At 54.5% G+C, this 23,027-nt stretch carries 16 protein-coding genes; 8 read left to right on the top strand and 8 right to left on the bottom strand.

Annotated elements, in window-relative coordinates; translation table 11 throughout:
* The first annotated feature begins 96 nt into the window (after positions 1 to 96).
* The gene (locus tag K7J14_RS01945) at positions 97 to 3,180 is read left to right on the top strand and encodes a ligand-binding sensor domain-containing diguanylate cyclase (RefSeq protein ID WP_230752472.1); all 3,084 of its coding nucleotides are present in this window, start codon (positions 97 to 99) and stop codon (positions 3,178 to 3,180) included.
* Complete coding sequence (locus K7J14_RS01940) at positions 3,177 to 4,919, top strand: hypothetical protein (protein WP_230752470.1); 1,743 nt, start codon at positions 3,177 to 3,179, stop codon at positions 4,917 to 4,919. Before K7J14_RS01945 ends, K7J14_RS01940 begins: the two co-directional genes overlap by 4 nt.
* Before the next feature lie 13 nt (positions 4,920 to 4,932).
* Here K7J14_RS01940 and K7J14_RS01935 read toward each other — a convergent pair whose 3' ends face one another.
* Positions 4,933 to 6,120 (bottom strand): HD-GYP domain-containing protein, encoded by a 1,188-nt coding sequence (locus tag K7J14_RS01935; RefSeq protein ID WP_230752468.1) that lies wholly within the window; start codon positions 6,118 to 6,120, stop codon positions 4,933 to 4,935.
* Between the two features lie 49 nt (positions 6,121 to 6,169).
* On the opposite strand from K7J14_RS01935, the gene K7J14_RS01930 reads away from it, so the two are divergent.
* On the top strand, positions 6,170 to 6,988 hold the full coding sequence (locus K7J14_RS01930; protein WP_230752466.1) for a hypothetical protein: 819 nt from the start codon (positions 6,170 to 6,172) through the stop codon (positions 6,986 to 6,988).
* Here K7J14_RS01930 and K7J14_RS01925 read toward each other — a convergent pair.
* The 4 genes from K7J14_RS01925 to lepB are packed head-to-tail and all read right to left on the bottom strand — an operon-like array spanning position 6,886 to position 11,333.
* Positions 6,886 to 8,997, bottom strand: a complete 2,112-nt coding sequence (locus K7J14_RS01925) for a motility associated factor glycosyltransferase family protein (RefSeq protein ID WP_230752464.1) — start codon at positions 8,995 to 8,997, stop codon at positions 6,886 to 6,888. The two genes, K7J14_RS01930 and K7J14_RS01925, sit on opposite strands and share 103 nt — an antisense overlap.
* Entirely contained in the window at positions 8,978 to 10,264 is a 1,287-nt protein-coding gene (locus tag K7J14_RS01920) for a penicillin-binding protein (RefSeq protein ID WP_230752461.1), read from the bottom strand. The genes K7J14_RS01925 and K7J14_RS01920 overlap by 20 nt, the downstream gene beginning before the upstream one ends.
* The gene (locus K7J14_RS01915) at positions 10,264 to 10,842 is read right to left on the bottom strand and encodes a penicillin-binding protein 2 (RefSeq protein WP_230752459.1); all 579 of its coding nucleotides are present in this window, start codon (positions 10,840 to 10,842) and stop codon (positions 10,264 to 10,266) included. The genes K7J14_RS01920 and K7J14_RS01915 overlap by 1 nt, the downstream gene beginning before the upstream one ends.
* Positions 10,833 to 11,333, bottom strand: coding sequence for a signal peptidase I (gene lepB, locus K7J14_RS01910; RefSeq protein WP_230752458.1), 501 nt, complete (start codon positions 11,331 to 11,333; stop codon positions 10,833 to 10,835). Before lepB ends, K7J14_RS01915 begins: the two co-directional genes overlap by 10 nt.
* A 48-nt stretch (positions 11,334 to 11,381) precedes the next feature.
* Here lepB and K7J14_RS01905 point away from each other — a divergent pair, with 48 nt between their 5' ends.
* The 3 genes from K7J14_RS01905 to K7J14_RS01895 are packed head-to-tail and all read left to right on the top strand — an operon-like array spanning position 11,382 to position 15,098.
* Complete coding sequence (locus K7J14_RS01905) at positions 11,382 to 12,458, top strand: peptidoglycan DD-metalloendopeptidase family protein (RefSeq protein ID WP_230752456.1); 1,077 nt, start codon at positions 11,382 to 11,384, stop codon at positions 12,456 to 12,458.
* A 49-nt stretch (positions 12,459 to 12,507) separates the two neighbouring features.
* Positions 12,508 to 12,756, top strand: coding sequence for a zinc ribbon domain-containing protein (locus K7J14_RS01900; RefSeq protein ID WP_230752454.1), 249 nt, complete (start codon positions 12,508 to 12,510; stop codon positions 12,754 to 12,756).
* Positions 12,757 to 12,770: 14 nt separating this feature from the next.
* Positions 12,771 to 15,098, top strand: a complete 2,328-nt coding sequence (locus K7J14_RS01895; protein WP_230752452.1) for a polysaccharide deacetylase family protein — start codon at positions 12,771 to 12,773, stop codon at positions 15,096 to 15,098.
* A 24-nt stretch (positions 15,099 to 15,122) separates the two neighbouring features.
* Here K7J14_RS01895 and K7J14_RS01890 read toward each other — a convergent pair whose 3' ends face one another.
* On the bottom strand, positions 15,123 to 16,520 hold the full coding sequence (locus tag K7J14_RS01890) for a D-alanyl-D-alanine carboxypeptidase family protein (protein WP_230752450.1): 1,398 nt from the start codon (positions 16,518 to 16,520) through the stop codon (positions 15,123 to 15,125).
* 1 nt (position 16,521) lies between these two features.
* The gene (gene asnS, locus K7J14_RS01885) at positions 16,522 to 17,943 is read right to left on the bottom strand and encodes an asparagine--tRNA ligase (protein ID WP_230752448.1); all 1,422 of its coding nucleotides are present in this window, start codon (positions 17,941 to 17,943) and stop codon (positions 16,522 to 16,524) included.
* Positions 17,944 to 18,132: 189 nt separating this feature from the next.
* Here asnS and K7J14_RS01880 point away from each other — a divergent pair, with 189 nt between their 5' ends.
* Positions 18,133 to 19,494: a citrate/2-methylcitrate synthase gene (locus tag K7J14_RS01880; protein ID WP_230752446.1), complete on the top strand. Its 1,362-nt coding sequence runs from the start codon at positions 18,133 to 18,135 to the stop codon at positions 19,492 to 19,494.
* 103 nt (positions 19,495 to 19,597) lie between these two features.
* On the opposite strand, the gene fusA is transcribed toward K7J14_RS01880, so the two are convergent.
* Positions 19,598 to 21,682 (bottom strand): elongation factor G, encoded by a 2,085-nt coding sequence (gene fusA / locus K7J14_RS01875; protein WP_230752444.1) that lies wholly within the window; start codon positions 21,680 to 21,682, stop codon positions 19,598 to 19,600.
* Positions 21,683 to 21,783: 101 nt separating this feature from the next.
* Here fusA and K7J14_RS01870 point away from each other — a divergent pair, with 101 nt between their 5' ends.
* On the top strand, positions 21,784 to 23,016 hold the full coding sequence (locus K7J14_RS01870) for a hypothetical protein (RefSeq protein ID WP_230752441.1): 1,233 nt from the start codon (positions 21,784 to 21,786) through the stop codon (positions 23,014 to 23,016).
* Positions 23,017 to 23,027 lie beyond the last annotated feature (11 nt).

Here is a 23,027-nt window from a genome sequence, read left to right as displayed (position 1 = left end):
TGTAAACGCTCTTTTTTGTTTCTGTCAATAGAATCATTTTATTGATTCCCGGACGAAGCCTGTACAATCGGGTTGCTCATGGCGTATGATTTCAGTATGCCTTTCCCGCGGCGTTTATTGTTCGTTTTTCTTCTGTCAACGTTCCTGTTGTTCGATGCCCTGTGCGGATCTCAGCCGTTTCGTTTTTTCGGCATATCGGACGCACTGCCTTCGCAATCGATTTCATCGATCGCTCAGGATTCCCACGGCTTTCTGTGGTTCGGCAGCCAGGGCGGCCTTATCCGCTACGACGGCATAGAGTATACCTTGTATCCCTCCGTTCCCTTTTCGGATAACACTCTTTCATCGAATTTGATTCAAACCATACGCATCGGCCGCGACGATTCCGTATGGATCGGAACCTATTCCGGCCTCGACCGTTTCGATCCTGAAACCGGCCGATTCCGCAATTATCATGTCGGAAACGACGTGGTCGCATCCCTGTTGATAGATTCTTCCGACCGGCTGTGGGCTGGTACCCTCGACGGCCTGGCATGCCTGAACCCGGGCTCGCCCTCGTTCGTTTCGTACCGGTCGGAGAATCGCGACGGCCGGACGATTGCGAACAACACTATCCGCGACCTGTGGGAATCTCCCGAGGGCGCCATATACGCTTCGACCTACGACGGCCTGTATGTCTGGGACCCGGCTTCTGATTCCTTCGGCATACCGCCCCAGCTTACAGCCGATAATCCCGCCCGTTCGGGCATCGTGTACGGACTGCGCATGGACGCGAACGGATTCTGGTGGATTCTGAAATGGGATGCAGGGCTCGTGCGCGTACATCCGGAAACCGGGGAATGGAAGCTGTTTCCCCTTGAGGATAATCGCGGCTACTGCATGGAAACCCGGTTTCAAGACGGTTTGATTCTGGTCGGAACCTGGGGCGGAGGGCTGCAGGCCCTCGATACCGCTACCGGCGCGGTGCGTTCCTATCGGCAGGATTCCGCCTACGGGCAGCGTCTCACGAGCGACATCGTGTATTCCCTGTTCGTGGACCGCACCGGAATTCTCTGGCTGGGAACGAACGGAGGCGGGCTCAACGTCCATGATCCTACCCGGGCATGGTTTTCTGCGATAATCGCCGATCCGGAAGGAAAACACGGTCTTCCCTCCGGCAAGGTAAACGCGATCCTCGAAAATCCGGACGGATCTTTGTGGATTTCCGTCGTAAACAGGGGTCTGACCCGGTATTTCCCTGAATCAGGGGAACTCCGCCGTCTTGTTCACGATCCCCGAAATCCCTCCTCTCTTCCCTCCAACACCGTGTACGCTCTCTACCGAGATTCGCGAAATACCCTGTATCTGGGAACAGACAAGGGTTTATTCGCCTATGACGAGCAAACCGGCGTTTCGGCGCCCGTGTCATGGTATAACGATACTCTTTCCGGGGCTCAGGGACTCACTGTTTCGACGATCGGAGAATCTTCCGACGGCTCTCTGTGGATCGGCAGCTACGACCGCGGCATCACGCGCTATGATCCCTCCACCGGACTGCTGTCGATGTATATGAACGATCCGTCTGATCATGCTTCGCTCAGCGATAATCTGGTCTACTGTATGCATCAGGATTCGGCGGGCCGCATGTGGATCGGCACGAACCGGGGCTTGAATCGGCTCGACGATATCCCCCGCACAGGAACCGGGCGTCCCCGTTTCAGGAACTATCGATACGATCGTTCAAACCCCGCGGGCATCAGCGGCAATACCGTGTATTCGATTTACGAGGACGAATCCGGGATTCTCTGGTTCGGAACGCGGAGCGGGGGCGTTTCTGTTTTCGATCCCGAGTTGAATTCTTTTTCCTATTTCATCTCGCGCGACGGGTTGCCTTCGGATACGGTCGTGGGGGTGAGCCCCTCTATCGAAGGTTTTTTATGGATTGCGACCCAAAACGGCCTGGTTCATTTCGATAAAAGGCAAAAGACCTTTGCCACGTATAAAACCTCCGACGGTCTTCTCAGCCAACAATTCAACACCGTTTCCGGCGCGACGGCAGCCGGCTACGTGTATTTCGGCACCCCTTCCGGCATCGTGTATTGCAGGCCGGAAGATCTGCAGATTGCTTCCGCGCGGCAGCCGAGCGTATCGCTGGTTTCCCTGACGGTGAATAATATTCGCCGACCGCTCACTCCGGGTAATCGGGAGGAGGTGGTTTTCTCCTCCGACGAGAGAAACATCTCTTTTTACTATACAGCCCTCGACTTTTCTCCCCTTTCGCGCCATGCGTATTCGTACATGCTGGAAGGATACGACGAGTCCTGGCAGTTCTCCGGCGAACGGCGATTCGCGGTATATACGAATCTGTCTCCGGGGCGGTATACCTTTCGCGCCCGTCCGGGCGGGCCCGCCGATCTTCAGGAAGCCGAACCCGCGGCCGCGCCTGAAATGCATGAATCTGGAACGTTTTCGTTTCAAATCCAGGCGCCCTTGTTTTTACGCTGGTACTTTCTTCTGGTATATCTCCTGCTGCTGATCGGCCTGTTTTTTATTATTTACCGGGTCAGATCCTACGTCGCGCTTAAGCGAAAAGTGGGAGAGCTCGAAGAAACAGCGCTCAGCCTGAAGGACCGCAACGACGAGCTGGAGCTGCTGTCTTTCCGCGATCCTCTTACCGGCATCGCCAATCGGCGGTATTTCGAGTACTCGATCAACAGGGAATGGGCCGCGGCCCTGCGGGGAAAGACGTATCTTTCCGTTTTGATGATTGATATTGATTGCTTCAAACTTTATAATGATACATATGGACATCAGGCGGGAGATTCTGCTCTGTGCGCAGTCGCCGCGGCGGTAACCGCCTCTCTTTTCAGGGTTTCGGACGTAGCGGCCCGCTATGGGGGCGAGGAATTCGTCGTGGTTCTGCCCGATACGGACCGGGAAAACGCCCGGATCGTGTGCGACAGGATCATGAGCGCCGTATCTGAAAAGCGTATTTCCTTCGGCGTCTATGAAACCGGTTTTTTGACGGTCAGCGTGGGCATGTTCGCGTCTATTCCTCAAGCCGGCGAGTCGTTCGTCGACTATGTACGAAACGCGGATCAGGCATTGTACGAGTCTAAGCGCAACGGCAGAAACCGCATAACCGTTTTCGGTTCCGCGGGCGCAGTTCAACAGCCAATGAGTCTCGGAGGGCAAGCGTGATTAAGATTGATTCGATTCGGGATACCATACGGAACTGTTCCGAGGCTACGGAGGGCATATATGCCAAACTGGGCGAAAGCTTTCCCGGTTTATTATCCGTGACCAAGAACTCCGGATCCTCTTCTCTTCCCGGATTGAAAGCGTTCCTGAACGATCTTGACCGGGGCTTTTCCGCCTATTCCGACGGAGGGGCCGAATTCTTCTCCGGCTGGAATACGCGCAATATGGATCTGTTCACCGTGCTTGGAGAGAAAATGGCGTCTCTTGACGCTATAAACGAACGGGTCGCCCAGATACGCGCGGATTCGGAAGAACTTGAAATCATTTCCCTCAACGCGATGGTCATTTCCATAAAGTCAGGCGAGAAAGGAAGGGCGTTTTCCTGCATCACGGAAAATTTGAAAAAACTTTCGGCCAGGATGATTTCCCTCTCCAACGAGCTCCTGCTCGACGAGCAACGGCTCATCGAGAAAAACATCGCGTTCAAGAATTCCGTGAAAGCCCTTCTTTCAGGCTCATCCGAAGCTTCCCGCACGCGGTCGCTTGATACGGTTCCCGAACTGCAGGAGTCTCTGGGCCAGGCTCAGTCGGATCTGGACCGGATGTCCTCGGAGGCGTCTCGGGTCCAGTCTCCCATCCATGAAGCGATGTCCGGCATCCAGCTCCAGGATATCATCCGGCAGTCGATCGACCAGATTCTCCTCGCCCTGGCGGAGATGAGCGCTCACTCGGCGTCGGGAACCGATGAGGATGCCCTCGACTGTCTCACCCTGAACATCGAACTAATCGAAATCTGCCTCCGCATAGCCGACGACGTGCAAAAAAACCTCGACGCCTCGCTCGCCATTTTTTCCGCTAATTGGGACGCGGTTCACAAGATTCTCACCTCGGTCGAGGCCCTTCGGAAATCCTTCCTGTCGCGCTATCTGGATCCTCACGGCTCTTCCGGAAAGTCCCTGCCAGTTCTTCTGGACCGCATGACCTCGGGCTTTTCCGATTACATCGGACAGATATCGCTGTATCAGCGCGGCCAGAAAGCGATGGTGCGCGATTCGGCCTTTATCTTATCCGAGGTCAAGCACCTGCGGACTCTCTTCGATACGATACGCCCGATCATCTCCCGACTTCAGCACGTGCGCATCACCCAGCAGATCGAAGTCGCCAAGAATCCCGCTATCAGCGCCGTGAAGGACACCGTCGATTATATGAGCGACCTCATCATGAAGGCCGATATCCGAGTGCAGGAAACCAGAAACGAGCTGGAAGCCTTCATCGCCGAGATCGAGGAAGTCACCCGGGAGTTCGGAACGACAGCCGCCGCAGATCAAACGGAACTGGAACGCATCAAGCAGGAACGCACGGAGTTTTTCCACCGAATGAAGGATAGCCAGGGGTCTCTGGCCTCCTCCGTGATGGATCTGCGCGTGTTTCCCGATTCCTTCCAGTCGCTCTGCGCAGAGATCGAGTCGCTTTTCGCGACGTTCCGGGGCACGAAAGATTCCTTCAAGAACGCTTCTTCCGCATTGAAGGCCGTCTCCATCGAGCTCCACGCGACCAGAAACGCGATATTCTCCCAGAAGGGCATCAGCTCATGGCAAATACATGATTCGAGATTGCGCGATCTGGTAACCCGTTTCACCATAACCTCGCACAAGCAAGCCGCGGGCGAAATCGGCGGCTTCGAAGTCGAGCAAAGCGATTTGGGAATTTTCGAGTCCGGGGAAGTCACGCTCTTCTGATTCGGATTGACGCTCAGTCCTTTTTAATGAGCTTTGCGCCTTCTTCCTTTGTAAGAGGACGGGAGATAGTGAGTCCGTATTCGCTCGTTTCCACGATTTTCCGGCTGCCGTCCGGCTTTGTTTCTCCCAGAATTTCCACGACGGGATATTTGGGGTTTTCCGGATTCACATCGACTACCTGTCCGATTTTATTATTCGAGAGAAGCACGTATAATCCGATCGGAAAGAGCGATATCGAAAATAAGAGCGCTCTGATGATGGTTTCATCGTATTGCTTTCCCTGGTTTTTCATGATGTCGATGATGCCGGTGTAGGCGTCCCTCGCTTCCTTGTACGGGCGGGGCGCGGTGACGGCTTCATACGAGCAGGCTACCGCAATAATCTTGGCGTACAGCGATATTTTCTCTTTCGACAGCTTACGGGGATAGCCTTCGCCGTTTTCCCGTTCATGGTGTTCCAGGACTCCGAGGCAGATATTCAGCGGAAACGAGAATTCCCTGAGAATATTGTACGAAATGACCGGATGGGTGAAGATCGCGTTTTTCTCCACCGGAGTGAGCACCTTGTTTCCCATGTAGAGCTGCGGCGGAAGGCGTATCATTCCGATTTCGTGAAGGATGCAGGAAACGCCGAGTTCTATGAGCTTGTGTATGGGGAATTTCAGCTGGAGCCCGATGACTATCGCGAATACGGTGGAACGCATCGAGTGGACGACGAGATAGTTCTTGTCCCGGGATTCGGCCGAGGGTTGAATTCTCAGTACGTACCTGCGGTTGTCCCGTATAAATTCGCAAATTTCCTTCACCTTGTCGGAAATCGCCTGCAGGGGAAGCTCTTTTTTCGTGGCGTATCGGGTATATATCTGGGCGATGAATTCCTGGTATTCGTCGTAGGATTTTACAACCCGGGCGAAAATGGAATCATCGCTCTGGTTCTCTTCTTCCTTCGTTTCTTCTGATTCTTTTTTTTCTGCCGCGTCGGTTTTCCCCGGGGCTTTTGATTCCGAAGCCGAACGAAGTACGGGGTGTTCCGAAGGGATTCCTTCGGAGAAAACTTTAATAAACTCCCAATCCTTGAGCGCGCGCTTGAATTCCGCGGAAACAGGAACTCCGGGAGTGGTCAGGAGAAATTTTTTGTCGAGGAAAACGTCGTCGGTAAAAAAATAGCCGTCTTCCAGTTCTACTACATTAAATGTATTCACTTATCGCTTCCCCTGTTGTACAATCATACCCACTTCTGGGAGTTTTTTCATGAAATTCAAGCTTCTGCTGGTTATCTTTAATATCGTCTTTTTTCTTTCATTTTTAACTATTTTTTTTCTACCGCTTTTTGTTATGGACGGATCGTATCTCGGGGCGTTCTGGAAACAGAACTGGTTTTTCTTTCCCCTCTTCTTTTCCGTCTCCGCGGCCGTCAACGCATTGTTTCTGAGAAACCGCAAAACCCTGTATTCGCTGGAACGGGAAGATTGGCCCGCACTGGCTCAGCATTTGGAGAACGAAGTGTTCAAACGCAACAGAATCGGATTCGGAACAGCCTCTCTGTTGTGCGATTCTCTGGTGCTGCTCGGGGATTTCAACACCGTCGCGAAGCTCAGAACCCTCGTTGAACAGCAAAAACCACGCATATACAATGCATTGCGAGTGCGTTTCGTTACAGCCGCACTGCTGGCGAAAGATAGGGAAGGGGCCGAAAGCCTGTGTCGAGACTCGGAAAAACTGCCGCGGCATGACCGGGAATGGCTCTCTTTGTACGCCGGCCTGTCGCGCCGCCTTGCCGGAGACTACCCGGGAGCCGCGGAATTGCTCGAGCCGCTGTGCGTGTCGGGAAAGGAAGTTCTTCCTGTTTTTCTCGCCTCGTACGTATGCGGCTCGCTTCTTTCCGCAAAAATAAACAATGAATCGGCCCGCCTTCAGACGTCCGCGGCTTCCGGGCGAGAACGCGTACTACAGCGTTTTTCGCGCGCTCAGTGGAAGCCGTATTTTGAAAGCGAAAAAACGGCCATGCACGTCGTGGTTCTGGGAAAGCTTTTTTCGGAAGCCGAGGCCTGGGCCTGGGAGTCGAAGTAGGAAAGATCGACCTTCGCAGACGAAAAAAAAGACCGTATCGCTATTGATACGGTCCGCGGGTCCGCGTTAAACGGCGACTGGACGTCAATCGAGTTCGCCGTTTTGTTTTTGCAACCACCAATTAAAATATCGGCCGATCGGCTCCGATCTTTAATAAAAAGTGCGCAGATACCGGATGTTTTTTTCCACCGCTCTCTGAATCGCGCGGTAGAGGGCCGCCGTGTCCTCCAGCGCAAGCGAATTTTCCGCAGTCTCCCGGGGGGCGAGGATTCAAGCACCATGGCCGCGACCTCCTTAACCGGGTGCTGGATTATGATCCGGTCGAGTTCGTCCAGCTCCGCAAGAAGTTTTTGCAGACCGGCAGGATCGGCCGGAATCGTTTTCCGGCACAGCGATATTCCCTTTTCGGTAAGGCTTTTCATGTCTTCGAGATCGCAGAGCAGCTCCTGCACGGCGCCATCAAAAAGCGCGATTCGCTTTTTTTCGTCTGAAGTCTCGGCATTGAGTCCGTCTGTATTGTCGGCAAGACAGGCGTCGAGCATGACATCGATTTCGTCGCGTCTGTCCGGAAGGCCGGCCGCTTCGTCGATCGGAGCGGTTGTAAAACCCGGGATTTTCATCCCTTCCGGAGTCAGCGTTTTGCATGCGATATTCGGACAGGCGGCGAGCTTGCTCTCGAACCACCAGGCATACAGGCTCAAGCGTTTATCGGTGAGCACTGTCCCGCCCTTGTAGTCCGGGGCCGGGTACGGATTCGCGCCGTAGAGCGCTCCGATCCCCGCGGTCTCGGCGGGGGTGAACCTCCGGGAGTCGGCATGGGTTCGCTCTTCGAAGATGCTTCCCTTGAAGTGGGTTTTCAGTTCCGGAAATCCGAGATCGAGGCCCGCGGTGTATACAGGCGAGCACCCGGCATGAAGCGCGAAATCGAAGGCTGTCGTCGCGACCGATCCTCCCGCTCCAAGACTGCCTTTCCTGCCGGTGCGCGTTTCCAAAAACATGCCCAGGGGAAAGAGGGACGAGCACAGACGTATCGACCTGCAGGGGAATCGGTATACGGCGGGCCAGGCCGCGCTCTCCGTAATCAGAACGGAGCGGGGAGCGCTGAGTCCGTCGAAATGCCTCCAGTTCCAATACTGAGGATCGACGAGAAGCACGAAGTCCGGTTCTACTCCTGCGCGCAGGCAGGCTCTCAGCGCCGTATCGACTGCGATCACCAGGCACGAGCGCGCGAGGCTCGGCAGACGGGGAAGCACTGAATCCAAACTCGGCCCGGCCGCAACGAGCAGAGCCGGCATCCCGCTGAAGACGTCCTTGAAGGAATCTATGCCTTCGGCGTCGCGCAGATTCCTCAAATTGCGAACCATGTTCCTCAGCCAAAGATCTCCGAATTTTTTAAGCGTATTCCGGTTGATTTCGTTTTTGCGCGAGTTCCTCAGCGAAATCTCTTTGAACTCCGCGAACCACGCCCGGGACGGGTTCATGAGGGCGGGGTTTTCGACTGCCTTCAGTTCGAGAGCCGAAGTTTTTTCCAGAAGAGAGTAGGCGTCCTGAGGGCTCAGTCCCACCGCCAGCATCAGGTGCTGGTGGTTGAGCAAATGAGCCAGCGGCCTTGCCTTCAAGGCCAGGAACAACACGAAAATATCGGGTTCCACGACGACGATGCGCGCGTCCGGATGCGCCCGAGCGTAGGCTTCCGCGAGATAGCCGAGTCCGAGGCCGGCGAATAAGAGACCTTCCGGGCCGCCCGAGGCGGATGCGAGCGTTTTCTCAGCTTCTCTCAGGGGATTATGCCGTGAATGAAGATAGACGCCGCTCGCCGAAAGGGTCGGACAGCCCGCAGGCGTATCAAGCAGCTTCCAGTCGTCCGGTATCTTCTTCGAAAGATAGTCTCTTCCTTCGTCAGAATCCAATCCCGTCAGAGCCGCGAGGCCGGGGAATCGATTCGCGAGGAGTGCGCAGTTTTCAGAAAGTATAGAATCGGCTCCGTCGTCATTCAAGGTGCAGTTCAATGCGCATTCCTTCCGTAACGGGCGTTCCCGGTTCCGGGCTTTGGCTGACGACGTATCCGTCTCCGGTGATCCAGACTTCAAGATCCTCCCGCTGAAGGAGGGGCGCTATCATCCGTTTCGGAATTCCCGTCATATCGGGGACTATGTCCCGAATCTCGACCGGAGCGTTTTTCGGAATCTGGACAAGGCCTGAATGGCGCACGGACGTAGCGGTTTCCCGTCCCATTCCGCGGTAATCGATGATGGCGTTCGCCGCTTTTGAGATTACCGGAGCCGCGATCCGGCCTCCGTACGTTTCGCCTACCGGTTTCAAAATCGCCAGATACAATATTAGTTCAGGGTTATCCACCGGAAATATTCCCATGCAGCTGGAAATGTAGTCCGTTTTGCTGTAGCCGGCCTTGGATTCCGCCAGCATTTGCGCTGTTCCGGTTTTTACAGCCATAGGAACGTCTCCTACCGAAGCCCGGGTTCCGGTCCCGGACTCGGAAGTCGTCTGCATATAATCGAGCATGAGCCGGGCTGTTTCCGGCGAGATCACCCGGCCGAGCGATTCGGTCCGGTGCGAAGCCGCCGCCTCGCCGTCCTGGGTATACAAGCGGGATAACAGGCTCAAGCGGAGCACCGTTCCCTTGTTCGCCAGCGCCGTCGCTGCCTGAACCATCTGAAGCGCGGAGACCGATATTTCCTGGCCGATGGCGATGGTCGGCTTGGACCTGAGCGACCAGTTGTTGTTCGAGCTGAATATGCCGGTTGTTTCGCCGGGAAGCTGAATGTTGGTTTTTGATCCGAAGCCGAAGCCGCGGAGCTTAGCCTCGAAGTCGGCGCTTTTCGCTTTTTCGGCGATCTGGGCGGTTCCGTCGTTGCAGGAGAATCTGATGATGTCTCGCGGGCTCACCCAGCCGTGCCTGTCCAGGCATCCGATGGTGAACCGTTCGCCTTTGGGGGTGACATGCTCATAGCCGCCGTCGCAAAAGAAAATGTCCTGATCCGCGGCCGCTCCCAGTTCCATGAGTGCTGCGATGGAAAAGATTTTGAAAACCGAACCCGGCTCGTAGGCGTAGAGAGCCGGACGATCGAAACGCTCCGTCGGGAGGCTCGCGCCGAAGGCGTTCAGGTTCGCCGAGGGTTCGCTGACGTATGCCAGAATTTCGCCGGTTCTCGCTTCCGCCGCGATGAGCATAACCCCTTCGGCCTGCGTTTCCTCCATTGTCTGCCGTGCTATCTTTTCGAGTTCGTATTGGATATTGCCGTCGATCGTCAGCATTACGTTGTACGCTTCCGACTGCGCCGAAGGAAAGTCCCCCGGGGGGACAGGATGTCCTGGTATGAGTATTCGACACCGGTCAAACCCTTGCCGTCGTCGCCGAGAAATCCGATGACATGGGAGGCGAGCTGGTTCTCGGGATACGTTCTGCTGACGACCGCTTCGAGGCGGATTCCCTTCAAACGGCCGTCCCTGATGACCGCTTCGATGGCGCTTTTTTCGCCTTCGCTGATTTTTTTCTTGAGGTAGAGGAAATCGCCGGGATTGTCGCTCAGACGCCGCTTTATTTCTTCCGCATTCATCCCCGTTACCGGAGCGAGAGCCTGCGAGAACACATCCTCGTCAGACACGGCCGATCGAGTGACCGCAATATTGTAGAGCGTCGTCTGGACGGCGAGAATCTTGCCGTTGCGGTCGAGAATCGACCCCCGTTCAGTCTGTATTTTCCGCTCGGCCACGGGCGGCCTGCCCGAAAGCATTACCGCTCCGTATTTGAAAAGGACGGCGCCGAGCAGAAAAGCCCCGATTGCCGAGAGGACGGCGAGCCTTGCGCGCGAAATGTATCGCTCTACTTCCATAATACCTTTCCGCGGATGCTATCCAGGGCTACGAATCCATAATCCCGCGAATCCCGGGAATAATCCAGATTATCGCCCAGAGCGAATATCGTGCCGGGAGGAATCTCCTTGGTTTGATGGAGTTTCAAATATTGTTCTTCGGTGAGCGGAACAATACGTTTCCGTATGTCGACACTATATCCTGAATCAGGCGAAAAAACCAGAGAGGTTCCCGGGGTTCCCGCGCACCGTTTGATGACGTATCGTCCGTTCCAGGGATAGATGACCACATCGTCTTCGATCGGCTCGCCCCATCTCATGAGATACCGGTTCGCGAACGGCAGGGGAATTCCCCAGGCGAGTTTGTATTCCAGCACCAGGTTTCCGTGAACAAGGGCAGGCTCCATCGACGGACCCGATACATACATGACGTCCACGACGAATAGCTTGCAGAAGAGTGCGATGAGTACCACGGTGAAAAAATACAGCGCGCGCGAGCGTAAGGATTTCATGCTGAAAGTATTCTAATAATCATCGGTCTTTGTGTCGATACTTTTTCTATGGACGTGATAACTGTTTACCAGCCCGATAATGCCCTCGCAGGAACCCGAATCCGCCGCGCCTCCTCAGCGTCCCGGCCGATAGCCTTCCAAAACGATTTATCTATTGAATCCGAACAGCGGATCATGCCGGTCTTGCGGTCTTTTCCGGTGTTTTTTCTCTTTCTCGCGTTTTTCTCGGTCTCGTCGGTTCCTCTTATTCAGAATCGGTACGGCCATCACCGCCTTGCCGATATCAGTCTTCCCTCCGAGAGTTCCGGCGAATCCGCTCTGCGCCTGTTCGCGATTCCGGATTTGGCGATGGGGTCCATGGCATCGCAAGCCGCTCCCGCCCTTCCATCTTCATTCACGGCGGTGAGCTATCAAAACTATAAGGTGCGGAACGGCGATACCGTTTCCGGCATTATGGGCCGTTTCGGGCTTCGCAATATCGGAACGATTCTTTCGGTCAACGGAATTGACAACGCCCGCCGGATCAGAAGCGGCCAGACACTCAGAATCCCTTCTATGGACGGCATCCTGCACACCGTATCCCGGGGCGAATCCCTCCATAGCATCGCTTCCCGCCATTCTCTGGGCATTACCGCTATTCTCGACGCCAACGATCTGGAAACAGAAGTTCTTGTGCCGAATCAGAAGCTGTTCATTCCCGGCGGCTCCCTTTCCACCATGGATCTGCGCCGAGCGATGGGGGAGCTGTTCGTGTATCCGATCACCGGCAGACTGACCTCGCCCTATGGATCCCGGAAGGATCCCTTTACCGGCGCGAGAACATTCCATACCGGCATCGATCTCGCCGCTCCGACAGGCACGCGCGTTAAAACGACCCTGGACGGAAAGGTCGCGGTCACCGGTTATTCTCCTGTCTACGGCAACTACGTAATCGTAACCCATGATTCAGGATATCAGTCTTTGTACGCGCATTTGAGCAGCATAGCGGTAAAGCGCGGCCAGTCGCTAACCCAGGGCGCGATTCTCGGCCGGGTCGGAAACACCGGCTACTCTACCGGCAGCCATCTTCATTTTTCCGTCTACCGCAACGGCAAAACGATAGATCCTCATTCGGTCCTCAAGTGAAAGCCTCTTGAAGCCGGCTGTGTTATACTGAAAGTGAAAAGGAGGGCGTATGGATTCCGTCATCGTGTGCCGTGATTGCGGCAAGACCGTCGAACGCAATTTCAACTTTTGCCCCTGGTGCGGCTGCTCCCTGATGCCTGAAGAAGATATTTCTTCAGCTGTTCAGGACGCGTGCCTTCGAATGGACGAACTGCGCCGCTCCCGAAACGTCTCCCGGATAGATGTTCTGGATCGAAAACTGATAGATCTGGAAAAAATTCTGTCTCAGCTTGCGTCGCTCCAGACTCTCCATAACTAGAATAGGATTCGCACATGAAATTACGGTTTATGCCTCTCGTCCTCTTGTTATCGGTTCATCCCCTCTGCGCGGGGGTTTTTTTCTCCGGTCCGGATTTGAACGGCAAAAACGAAGTCATCTTCGCCGCCCACGCGGAACTGCCGGGCAATTCGGTTCCGAAAACACTGTATCGCAAATCTCTTGGATCTCTTTCCTCCGATCCTGTAGCCAAGCCGACCCTTCAGGAGACGATCGACACCCTCGAGCCGATGACGATATATCCGGAATCGATGGAAGTTCTTGCCGACGGCTCGGTTCTTCAGGTCCGCAGCCGTTTCGGGACCGGACGCTACGATACCCGCTCGGATTCATTCCGATGGGTTCAGGACGGAACAGCTTTTCATCAGGGCGGATATCCGAGATTCGGCGCCCTCGCGGATCTGTCGGTAAGCCCGAACGGCAGATGGATCGTATCGGTAGAACCTGTTTCAGCCGCCCGCGGACGCCTTGTGCTGTTCGACGCCGAACGGTCCTTCCGCTCCGTGATCTCCGATTCCGTAGAGCGCAGTTCTCCTCCGGTGTCCTGGGCTCCTGATTCCTCCGTATTTCTCTATGAACTCGACCGGACGATCTACTTCGCGCGTCCTGAAGCGTTTTTCACGTCCTCCCAGGTCGACCAGAAATTCCGCATGCTCGGTTCAGGCTCCGTCTCGTCCGTAGCCTGGTATTCTCCGACTCGCTTTCTGTACGCGAACGGAACCTCAGTCTATCGGATTCAATCGGCCGAACTCTTCGCGCGTTCTCTCTATAATCCCCTTCTCGGCTTGGGCGAGCTGGCGGGAAAACTCCCCTCCGCGTTCAATCCTTCGGAAGATTCCTTCCGCCCGTCTCCGGACGGACAATCCCTGTTATTCGCCCAGGACGCCAGAAACGTCTACTTTTGCCCCTTGACCGGCGACGATTATGTTCCGTCCCTGGACGCGAGGCCTTTGCCCTATCTTCAGCTTCCCGGAAACACCGCTTCCGTAAGCCTTTTCTGGAATCAGGACGGTTCTCCGGCGGTGTTTACCTGCGCCGTCGAAGACGGAAAAAAAACGATGCGCGCATGGAAGCTCGATAATATCAAAACCGGCCGCTTGTTCTCTCCTCTCGCGATTCCGTCCGATTCCGTGAAAATGGTTCCGTCCCGGGAGGGAAGATCCGTCGCGTTCATCACTGCGCGCGGGCTTGCGGTGTACGATGCGTCGGGCTGGAAGGAAGTGTCTGTCTGGCAGGACGAACCCGTCGTATCCGCGGCCTGGGCGGACGAATCGTCCCTGTATATCGGCGGTTCGGAGACGATCAGAAAATGGAATTCGACGACCGGCGCCGCGTCCTTGCTTCTTCTTTCCTCTGTAACAGCCTTCGGCTGGGACGAGCAGGGCGTGCATCCGCTGGCCGACACGACTCGCTTGGGCCGGTTCCAGTTCCTTGGGAACATGAAATGGCAGCCGGCGGCTTCCGCCCGCATGCGGCCCGCCACAGGAGCGAACGGCGTCTGGCGCCTGTATGCAGATTCCTCTGCCGGTTATTACAATAATATGCTGTATCTTCGTTCAGCGGCGGGGAAGGGCGGTACGAGACCGCTGTTGACTGAACCCGGCATCGTTCTGGATTCGCTTTCCTCCGGCGGCCCGAAAAGATCCTCCGTCGACGACCGGGTCTTTTCTCACGGTTTGAGAAGCGGCTATCGGCACGCTGCCCTGGTTTTCGACGCGATGGATACGGTAGAGGGATTGCCCGAGATCCTGTATACCCTGAGCACCTATAACATCAGGGCGACCTTTTTTATTAACGGCGAGTTTCTGCGCCGCCATCCGGGCGCGGTGAACGAAATAGTAAAGGCCGGTCATCAAACCGCTTCGCTGTTCTTCACTTCCTGGGACCTCTCCGGCACCGGCTACCGCATCGACGAAGATTTCATCATTCGGGGGCTCTCGCGCAACGAGGACGATTTCTATAACGCGACGGGCCAGGAGCTGACCCTGCTCTGGCACGCTCCCTACTATACCGTCTCCCCGCTGATCCTTGACTCGGGGGCTAAGGCCGGCTACCGGTACGTTCTTCCCGATGTTCCCGTTCTCGACTGGGTTACGCGCGAACACGAGCGTCTCATGCCCGGCTTGTACCTTGATTCAGCGGATATTATCGATTCGATCATGAAAGCTAAAAAGCCCGGTTCCATCATCCCTGTTCGAATCGGAAAGGTAGCCGGAAGCAGAAGCGATTATCTGTATGAAAAAATAGATCTGTTGGTGAATGCCCTGATGGAAGCCGGCTATGCGCCCGTCTCGGTGGATACCCTGCAGAAGAACTCCCGCTGACAGCACGCCCCTCTCTTCAAGCTTTCAGCGAATCTTGAACATCCTGCATACGAGCATCGCGACGGAGTCTGCAGCCCTCGCCGCGATATTCGCTTTCTCCACGCTCCTGTCGGCGATGAGCTCGATGCTGCGGACGACTCTCTCGCCCTCGCAATACTCGATTCTGCCGAGGGGCGTGCCAGCCTCTATCGGTGCTTCCAGCGAGACCGGGATCCTCAGTCGGGGAACAAGCCGTTTCGCCTCCGTTCCCGCGGGCGCGGTGAAGACCGCCGACTGTCCGGGAATCAGCCTGATTCCCGTTTTTGAGCCTTTCCATACCCGGATAGCCTGAATCTCCGGTTCTTCGAGCCGAAGAGTGGCGAAATGCGCAAAGGCCCACTCCATCATCTCGGTTCCGTCCTGGATCCGGTGAAAATTTCCTTCCGCCGAACCGCGGCCCGCTCCGTTCATGGTGACGGAAATAAAGCGGGTGCCGTCTCTCCGGACGGTCAGGGCGAGGTTGTACCCCGATTCGTAGATGAATCCCGTTTTCAAGCCGTCGCAACCCTCGAGCGCGTCGAGAAGCCTGTTCGTGCTTCGCTGGAATACGGGCGAACTATTCGGATTATCCGGTTCGTTATGGGGGAGGGGATAGGCGAAGCTTTTCTTTGAATGAAAGGCCTGCAGGGCTTCGGGATACTCGCGGATATAGATGCGCGCGAAAGCCGCGAATTCCCTTGCTGTTGTTCTATTGAACTCGCTTAAGCCTGAAGGTTCTTCGAATCTCGTTTGAATCAGCCCGAGTTGTTCCATCTCGCGGTTCATCCGTTCGGTAAAGGCTTGGACAGATCCTGAAATATGCACCGCCAGCGCTATCGCGGCGTCGTTTCCCGAGACCACCGCCATGCCTTCCATCAATTCCCTTACGGTTACAGTCTGCCCTTTGCCCAGGAACATGAGCGACGATCCCGGCGGTATATTGGCCGCCCAGCTTTCCGGCGGAAGTTCGACGACCGCGTCGAAGGTCGTCTCTCCCGCTTCTATCGCCCGGAATGCGGTGTAGAGGGCCGCCAGCTTGGTCATCGAGGCAGGCGGAATAATCATGTCCGCGTCTTTTTCCATGAGAATATCGCCTGTTTCGGCATCGATGAGAATCGCCGCGGATGCGCTCACCCTTTGCGCGATCGCCTCCGCCTTAGGTTCAATTTCCGCGTTCCACCCTCTACCGTCCCATCGGGCGAGGCCGAACGGAGACTGAGGAGACAATTCATGGTAGACCGCCCGCGCGAGATCCTCGGCCGCCGTTCCGGCGGGTGCCGGCAGAGGAGACGCGCATCGGTATGCCGTCCAGGCCGAGGCCGAAAGAATGAACGCCGCGCAGGCCGCTCCGATAATAAAAAACGCCGCACGCAGCGTGCGGCGTTGAAAGGCTGAAATCTTCAAATCAGAAATCCGCCAGTTTCGGCGCCCGCGGATACGGAATCACGTCGCGAATATTGCCCATGCCGGTGATGTATAAAAGAAGGCGCTCGAAGCCGAGCCCGAAACCCGCATGAGGAACGCTGCCGAAGCGCCTGAGATCCAGATACCACCAGTAGTCTTCTATTTTTAAGCCCATGTCCGTAATGCGCTTTTCGAGCTTTTCGAGGTTCTCCTCGCGCTCCGATCCGCCGATGAGTTCTCCCAGCCCGGGCACCAGAACGTCGACCGCTCGCACGGTTTTTCCGTCCTCGTTGAGTTTCATGTAGAAGGCTTTGATATCCTTCGGATAGTTGTAAAGCATAACCGGTCGCTTATACACTTTTTCGGTCAGATATCGTTCGTGTTCGCTCTGCAGGTCGCAACCCCAGAAGGGTTTGAATTCAAAGGCGGCGGCGTTTTTCTCAAGCTCGACCATCGCGTCGGTGTAGGTCACCCGCGCAAAGTCCGCGTTCGCCACCTCGGTCAGGGTTTTAATCAGTCCGGGCTGGATCCGTTCGTCGAAGAACTTCATGTCTTCGGCGCATTTTTCCAGAGCCCACTTCATGAGGTATTTCACAAAGTCTTCCGCTAGATCCATATTCGCGTGAAGGTCATGGAAGGCTACTTCCGGTTCGACCATCCAGAACTCGGCCAGGTGGCGGGTGGTGTTCGAGTTTTCAGCCCGGAAGGTTGGTCCGAAAGTGTATACACGGGACAGGGCCATTGCGTAGGTTTCGGCTTCAAGCTGTCCGGATACGGTGAGGTTCGCGGGTTTTCCGAAAAAGTCCTTCGAGAAATCCACTCCCGTATCGCCCTTCGCTATGGCAGCGGCGCCGTCGCGGGCGATCCGCTCAAGATCGAGCGTGGTAACCTGGAACATTTCGCCGGCGCCTTCGCAGTCGCTTGCGGTAATGATGGGCGTATGCACGTAGTTGAATCCCCGTTCCTGATAGAAGCTGTGAATCGCGAACGCCATCTGGCTCCGCATTCTCGCGACCGCGCCGAACGTGTTCGTTCTCGGCCTCAGGTGGGCTATTTCCCGCAGAAATTCAAGAGAATGGTTTTTCTTTTGGAGAGGGTAGGTTTCGGCAGGAGCTTCGCCGAGCACCGTTACCTCTGAAGCGTTTACTTCGACCGCCTGTCCTGAAGCCGGAGACGGGACCAGTTTTCCCGTGATTTGCACAGAGGCTCCGGTTGTTATCTTCTTCAGCTCATTTTCAATCTCGGCCGGCAGTCCGTTATCTCTGTCGAAGGTCGCCTGAATGGAGGCGAAACAGGAGCCGTCGTTGATCTGTACGAAAACAAGATTTTTTGTTTCCCGTTTCGTCCGTACCCAGCCGTAGATGGTTACCGTTCGCCCATCCGGCTCCGAAACTAAAATTTCCTTAATAAGGGTCGTTTTCATATCGAGACAATATCATGTTTGATACGCCTCGTCAAAGCCTGAAAACTGATCATTATGCAATTTTATGAATAATTATGCATGAAATCGCCGATATACAGTTCTTTTTTACTTCTTGATGAAAATGTAAGCTTGAGTTTTTTTTGAAGTTACTGTATAAATATTCGTATCACGTCCCTGGAGGGAAAAATTATGCAGTATGAAGAAGTAGACTCGTCGATGATTAACCAGCTTTCCGCCCTGGCGGAGAAGAATGATTACATCGATCCGGAACTTTATACTAAATTCGATGTCAAACGCGGTCTTCGCGACTCGGACGGCAAAGGCGTATTGGTCGGCCTGACCCGTATCGGCAACGTATACGGGTATGATGTTATCGACGGAAAACCCGTCGCGGTTCCCGGAAAATTGATTTACCGCGGGTATGACGTTGAGGATATTATCAGCGATATTGAGATAAGCGAACAATTCGGTTTTGAACAGGTGATTTATCTTCTCCTTTTTGGGGACCTTCCCAATGCCTCTCAATTGGCCGAGTTCGACGCCCTATTGGGCCAGTACCGCGTTCTCCCTGACAATTTCGTTGAAGATATGATCCTCAAATCCCCGTCTTCCGATATCATGAATAAATTGGCTCGTTCTGTACTGGTGTCTTATTCCTATGATCCGAATCCGGAAGACGTATCGACCGCCAACAACCTGCTTCAGTGCATCCAGCTCATCGCCCGCTTTCCCGCGATGGTAGCCTACGGGTATCAGGCTAAGCGCCGCCACTACGACGGCAAGAGCATGTATCTGCACAACCCTCTTCCCAATCTTTCGACCGCGGAAAACTTCCTCCGAATGATCCGCGCGGACAAAAATTACGATAAACTGGAAGCGGAGCTGCTCGATCTTGCGCTTATTCTGCATGCGGAACACGGCGGAGGAAACAACTCCTCATTGACGGTGCATGTAGTCTCCTCTGCCGACACCGATACGTATTCGGCCATCGGCGCCGCAGTAGGCTCCCTCAAGGGCCGCAGGCACGGTGGAGCCAACATGAAAGTCATGGAAATGATGGACGATCTGAAGGCTAACGTCTCGGACTGGGCAAGCGAAAAAGAAGTCGGGGACTATCTGCGGAAAATTCTCAGGAAGGAAGCCTTCGACCGTTCCGGACTCGTCTACGGACAGGGACACGCTGTCTATACCATCTCCGATCCCCGGGCTACACTTCTCCGGGAAAAGGCGAGGAAGCTCGCGGCTGTCAAAAAATGTTCTGATGAATTCGATTTGTACTGCATGATCGAACGTATTTTCCCCGGGATCTTCGAAGCTGAAAAAGGCGCCGGCAAGAAAATCTGCACCAATGTCGACTTCTACTCGGGATTCGTATACTCGATGCTCGGCATTCCGCGCGAGCTCTATACGCCTATTTTCGCCATTTCTCGAATCGCCGGATGGGCCGCGCACCGCCTTGAGGAAAACATCTCCGGCGGAAGGATTTACCGTCCCGCGTTCAAGCAGGTCGGGGATCTCCGCGAGTACATCAAACTGGACGACAGGCATTGATGCTCTGAAAAAATTTCTAAGCAGCCGATAAAAAAAATCGCCGTGCGGAGACAGTTCTCCGCACGGCGTTTTATTATGTAGGCATTGTTATTCCGGGTATCCGTTATTCGTCTTCCGCCTGGTGCTTCATAAACTCTTTTGCCGCGGCTATTACTTCGTCGGCGATTTTTCCGGAAATCGGGCTGTAGTGGTCGAAGGTCATTTCGAACGAACCGGTTCCGCTCGTCATCGCCCGGAGATCTATAGCGTATTTAAGCAATTCGTGGTGCGGTACCTGCGCGCGTATTTCTTCGATTCCTCCACCCAGATCGCTTTGTCCCAGTATGTGGCCCCGTCGGCTGGAAAGATCGCTCATGATGTCCCCGAGGTAATGGGAATCCACGAACACGGTTAGATTCATGATGGGTTCGAGCAAAATGGGACCCGCATTGCGCATCGAGTCCTTGAATGCGTTGCGCGCGGCTATTTTAAAGGCCATTTCAGAAGAATCTACCGGGTGTTCCTTTCCGTCGAGTACGGTAACGCCCACATCGACGACCGGATAGCCTGCCAGCACGCCGCAGTCCATCGCTTCCCTCACGCCCTTCTCGATTCCCGGAATATAGCCTTTGGAAATCGCTCCTCCGAATACTGCGTTCGAGAAACTGTAATTTTCTCCCCTTTCCAGGGGCGCGATCGAAAGAACAACCCTCGCGTACTGGCCGTGGCCTCCAGTCTGCTTTTTGTGCGTATATTCGGCCTGCGCCTTCCTCTGAATGGTTTCCCGGTATGCGATCCTCGGCATCGCGGTCTGAATGGCTATCTTCGTGAGAGCCTTTATCCGGTTCAAAATGATCGTAATATGCAGGTCTCCCATTCCCGAAAGAACGCTTTGCTTTGTTTCTGAGTTGTATGCATAGGAAAGCGTCTTGTCTTCTTCGCAAGCCCTGACGAGCAGTTCTCCCAGTTTATCCTCGTCCTTTTTCTCGGCGGCCGAGACCGCCATCGAATACACGGGATTCGGAGTCCTGAGCTTGATAAAAGGCAGGGCGTCCGGCGAGGACGAAAGAGTATCGTTCGTTCTCGCGTACGGCAGTTTGACGGCTATGCCGATGTCCCCGGCGAAAAGTTCGTTTGTTTCAACCAGTTTTTTCCCGATAGCGCGGTACAATTTGCCGATTTTCTCTTTTTTTGCTTCGGTAAAGTTATATACTTCCGAATCTGAAGCCAGAGAGCCGGTCACAACCTTAATGTAGGAAAGTTTTCCCGAAAATTGATCGTTGGATGTTTTCACGACGAGGGCGGAGAAGGGCTGGGCCGGATTGATCTTCACCACCAGTTCTTCGTCTTCGTTTTTCTTTACCATTTCCAGGGCGCCAGCAGGCGACGGAACGATGTCTGCGATGAAATCGAGAAGAGCGTTTACACCAGATCCCGTGCGGGCGCATCCTGCGAATGCCGGCACTACGCGATTGTCCTTTATGGCGAGTTTAAGGCCGCGAATCATATCCTCGGTCGAAAGACCCGCTTCGTCTATAAACTTTACCAGCAGTTCCTCATCGCCTTCGGCCGCGGCTCCCGCGAGAACCTCGCGCGCCCTGGCGACTGCATCTGCATATTCATCGGGAATCGGTGCCTGTTTCTCTGCTCCGCCTTCCATGATCCATGCTGTTTCGCGCAATACGTCTATGACGCCCGAGAAGCCCGATCCGGATCCCATCGGCATTGTTACCGGGCACACTTCGACCTCGAAGCGGCTGTGTATATCCTGGACGCACCGCTGGTAGTCCGCTCGTTCCTCGTCCATGTTGTTTATAAATGCGAGACGGGCTTTGTTCCTGCGGTCGAGATTTCTCCAGAGTTTTATCGTTTCAATCTGAATTCCCGCTTTTCCGTTAATCATCAGAACGGCGAGTTCCGAGGCCCGGAACGCGGTGATGACTTCGCCGGTGAAATCCGACGATCCGGGCGTATCCCAGACGTTTATCAGTTTCTCCTTCCAGCGGAGATGGGTTAATTTCGCGTAAATTGATATTTTTCGTTCGATTTCTTCGGGAGTGTAGTCGCAGACTGTTTTTCCCGACTCTATTGTTTCAGCCTTCTGAATCATTCCGGCAGCGAGCAGCATTTGTTCGATTAAAGTGGTCTTCCCTGTTTGACCGTGGCCGGAGACGGCTACAGCTCGTACTGAATCCGTTGCAAATCCCATGTGGCTCTCCTTCTGCATCACGTGTGCTGATAGATGATGATTAATCGTAGGTTCTGAATTGTCGTATTGTCAAGAAAATAATATATGATTACTATAGATGTATGGATTCATATAGAAAGAACATTCAATCGCTCTCTCTTTCCCTTGACGAAAAAAGGGACTCGCTTTCCGTGTTTTACCGGCAGTTCGGCGCGCGGATGCTGGAAGACTCCGTTAATCCTTCCCGCATGGCCGGAGCCCTGAGCGAAGAGAGGTCCGATTCCTGGCGATCCTTGATGTCGTCCCGCGAATCCGACACCTGCGCAGTTCTGGAAATCCGTACTGCGGCGAACAGGCTGCAGGAGCTGCTTCAGTTTAAAAAAGAGCTTGAAAAAACGAGGATGGAAGACCGTACCGCATCGATGCGAAGCGCCTCCGTTTTCGGAAGGTTCGTTCTCGATCATTATTCGGCTGATCCTGCATCTCTCGATTTTATCGGCGAAGCCTCCCGAGCCGCTCTTGAAAAGGCTTCCCTCTGCCGGAGCGAAATCGCGGTTTTGCTTGAAAAACAGGAACAGAATCAACTCGAAAACGGCGACAACGGTTTCATCGGCAAGATTTTTCTTCAGTTGAAGAATACAAGCCTTTCGTCCGCGATCAAACAACAGCAGATGCGCCTCGAAGGCCTGTTAACGGACGCACTGCTCCCGGTCCTGCGGGATGAAGGCCTGACAATCCGTCTACGACAGTTGTATCCGTCCGGCGAATCGGCGGCCGCATTGGATAAGGCTGCTCAGTCGGTGCAAAGAGAGCGTGATCTTGAAGAACGCGCAGTCACCCTGGAGTCCGATTTGGCCCAGGTTCGCGAAACCCTTAAAGGATACGAAGCAGCCGATAATTCTTCCCGCAGAATGGACGATCTTCGAACCCGGATACGCGAAACGGACCGTAAAATCGATTCTCTCACCGGTTTATCGGCCCGCGAATACAGCGATAAGTTCCTGGACGAGGATGGAAGATCCTTGCTGGGCGGCTCAGGCGACGGTTCGGGTTTTTCCGATATGGGGGAATACGCACATCAACTTGAACAGGTGTCCCGATATCGCATGGAAATATCGGTGATCCGTCGTAAAATCGAAATTCTCGAGAACTCTCTGAAAATCGATTCGCTCGACAAGAATATTGCGTCCTTCGAAAAGTCGGTTCACGAATACGAACGGAAAATTATTCATTATCAGGAAATGATACAGGGCTTGTCCTCCAGCATCGCGGATGCGAAAAAGGACAGGGCTGTCTGCATAGAGAGAAAAACCGGGCTCGAAGAAGAATTGGAAAAATTTCCTCCCGTGACGTGAACAGGAAATTC

Source organism: Teretinema zuelzerae (genome assembly GCF_021021555.1).
GTDB classification, from domain to species: Bacteria; Spirochaetota; Spirochaetia; order Treponematales; family Treponemataceae; genus Teretinema; species Teretinema zuelzerae.
The sequence above is the reverse complement of the archived record's forward strand: the minus strand, read 5'-3'. Positions and strand labels throughout refer to the sequence as shown.

Excerpts from the sequence above, each read along its gene's own strand:
- lepB (WP_230752458.1), bottom strand. The coding sequence starts at position 11,333 with ATGAAATCCTTACGCTCGCGCGCGCTGTATTTTTTCACCGTGGTACTC.
- K7J14_RS01895 (WP_230752452.1), top strand. The coding sequence starts at position 12,771 with ATGAAATTACGGTTTATGCCTCTCGTCCTCTTGTTATCGGTTCATCCC.
- asnS (WP_230752448.1), bottom strand. The coding sequence starts at position 17,943 with ATGAAAACGACCCTTATTAAGGAAATTTTAGTTTCGGAGCCGGATGGG.
- K7J14_RS01870 (WP_230752441.1), top strand. The coding sequence starts at position 21,784 with ATGGATTCATATAGAAAGAACATTCAATCGCTCTCTCTTTCCCTTGAC.
- K7J14_RS01920 (WP_230752461.1), bottom strand. The coding sequence starts at position 10,264 with ATGCTGACGATCGACGGCAATATCCAATACGAACTCGAAAAGATAGCA.
- K7J14_RS01945 (WP_230752472.1), top strand. The coding sequence starts at position 97 with ATGCCTTTCCCGCGGCGTTTATTGTTCGTTTTTCTTCTGTCAACGTTC.
- fusA (WP_230752444.1), bottom strand. The coding sequence starts at position 21,682 with ATGGGATTTGCAACGGATTCAGTACGAGCTGTAGCCGTCTCCGGCCAC.
- K7J14_RS01915 (WP_230752459.1), bottom strand. The coding sequence starts at position 10,842 with ATGGAAGTAGAGCGATACATTTCGCGCGCAAGGCTCGCCGTCCTCTCG.
- K7J14_RS01930 (WP_230752466.1), top strand. The coding sequence starts at position 6,170 with ATGAAATTCAAGCTTCTGCTGGTTATCTTTAATATCGTCTTTTTTCTT.
- K7J14_RS01880 (WP_230752446.1), top strand. The coding sequence starts at position 18,133 with ATGCAGTATGAAGAAGTAGACTCGTCGATGATTAACCAGCTTTCCGCC.
- K7J14_RS01900 (WP_230752454.1), top strand. The coding sequence starts at position 12,508 with ATGGATTCCGTCATCGTGTGCCGTGATTGCGGCAAGACCGTCGAACGC.
- K7J14_RS01905 (WP_230752456.1), top strand. The coding sequence starts at position 11,382 with ATGGACGTGATAACTGTTTACCAGCCCGATAATGCCCTCGCAGGAACC.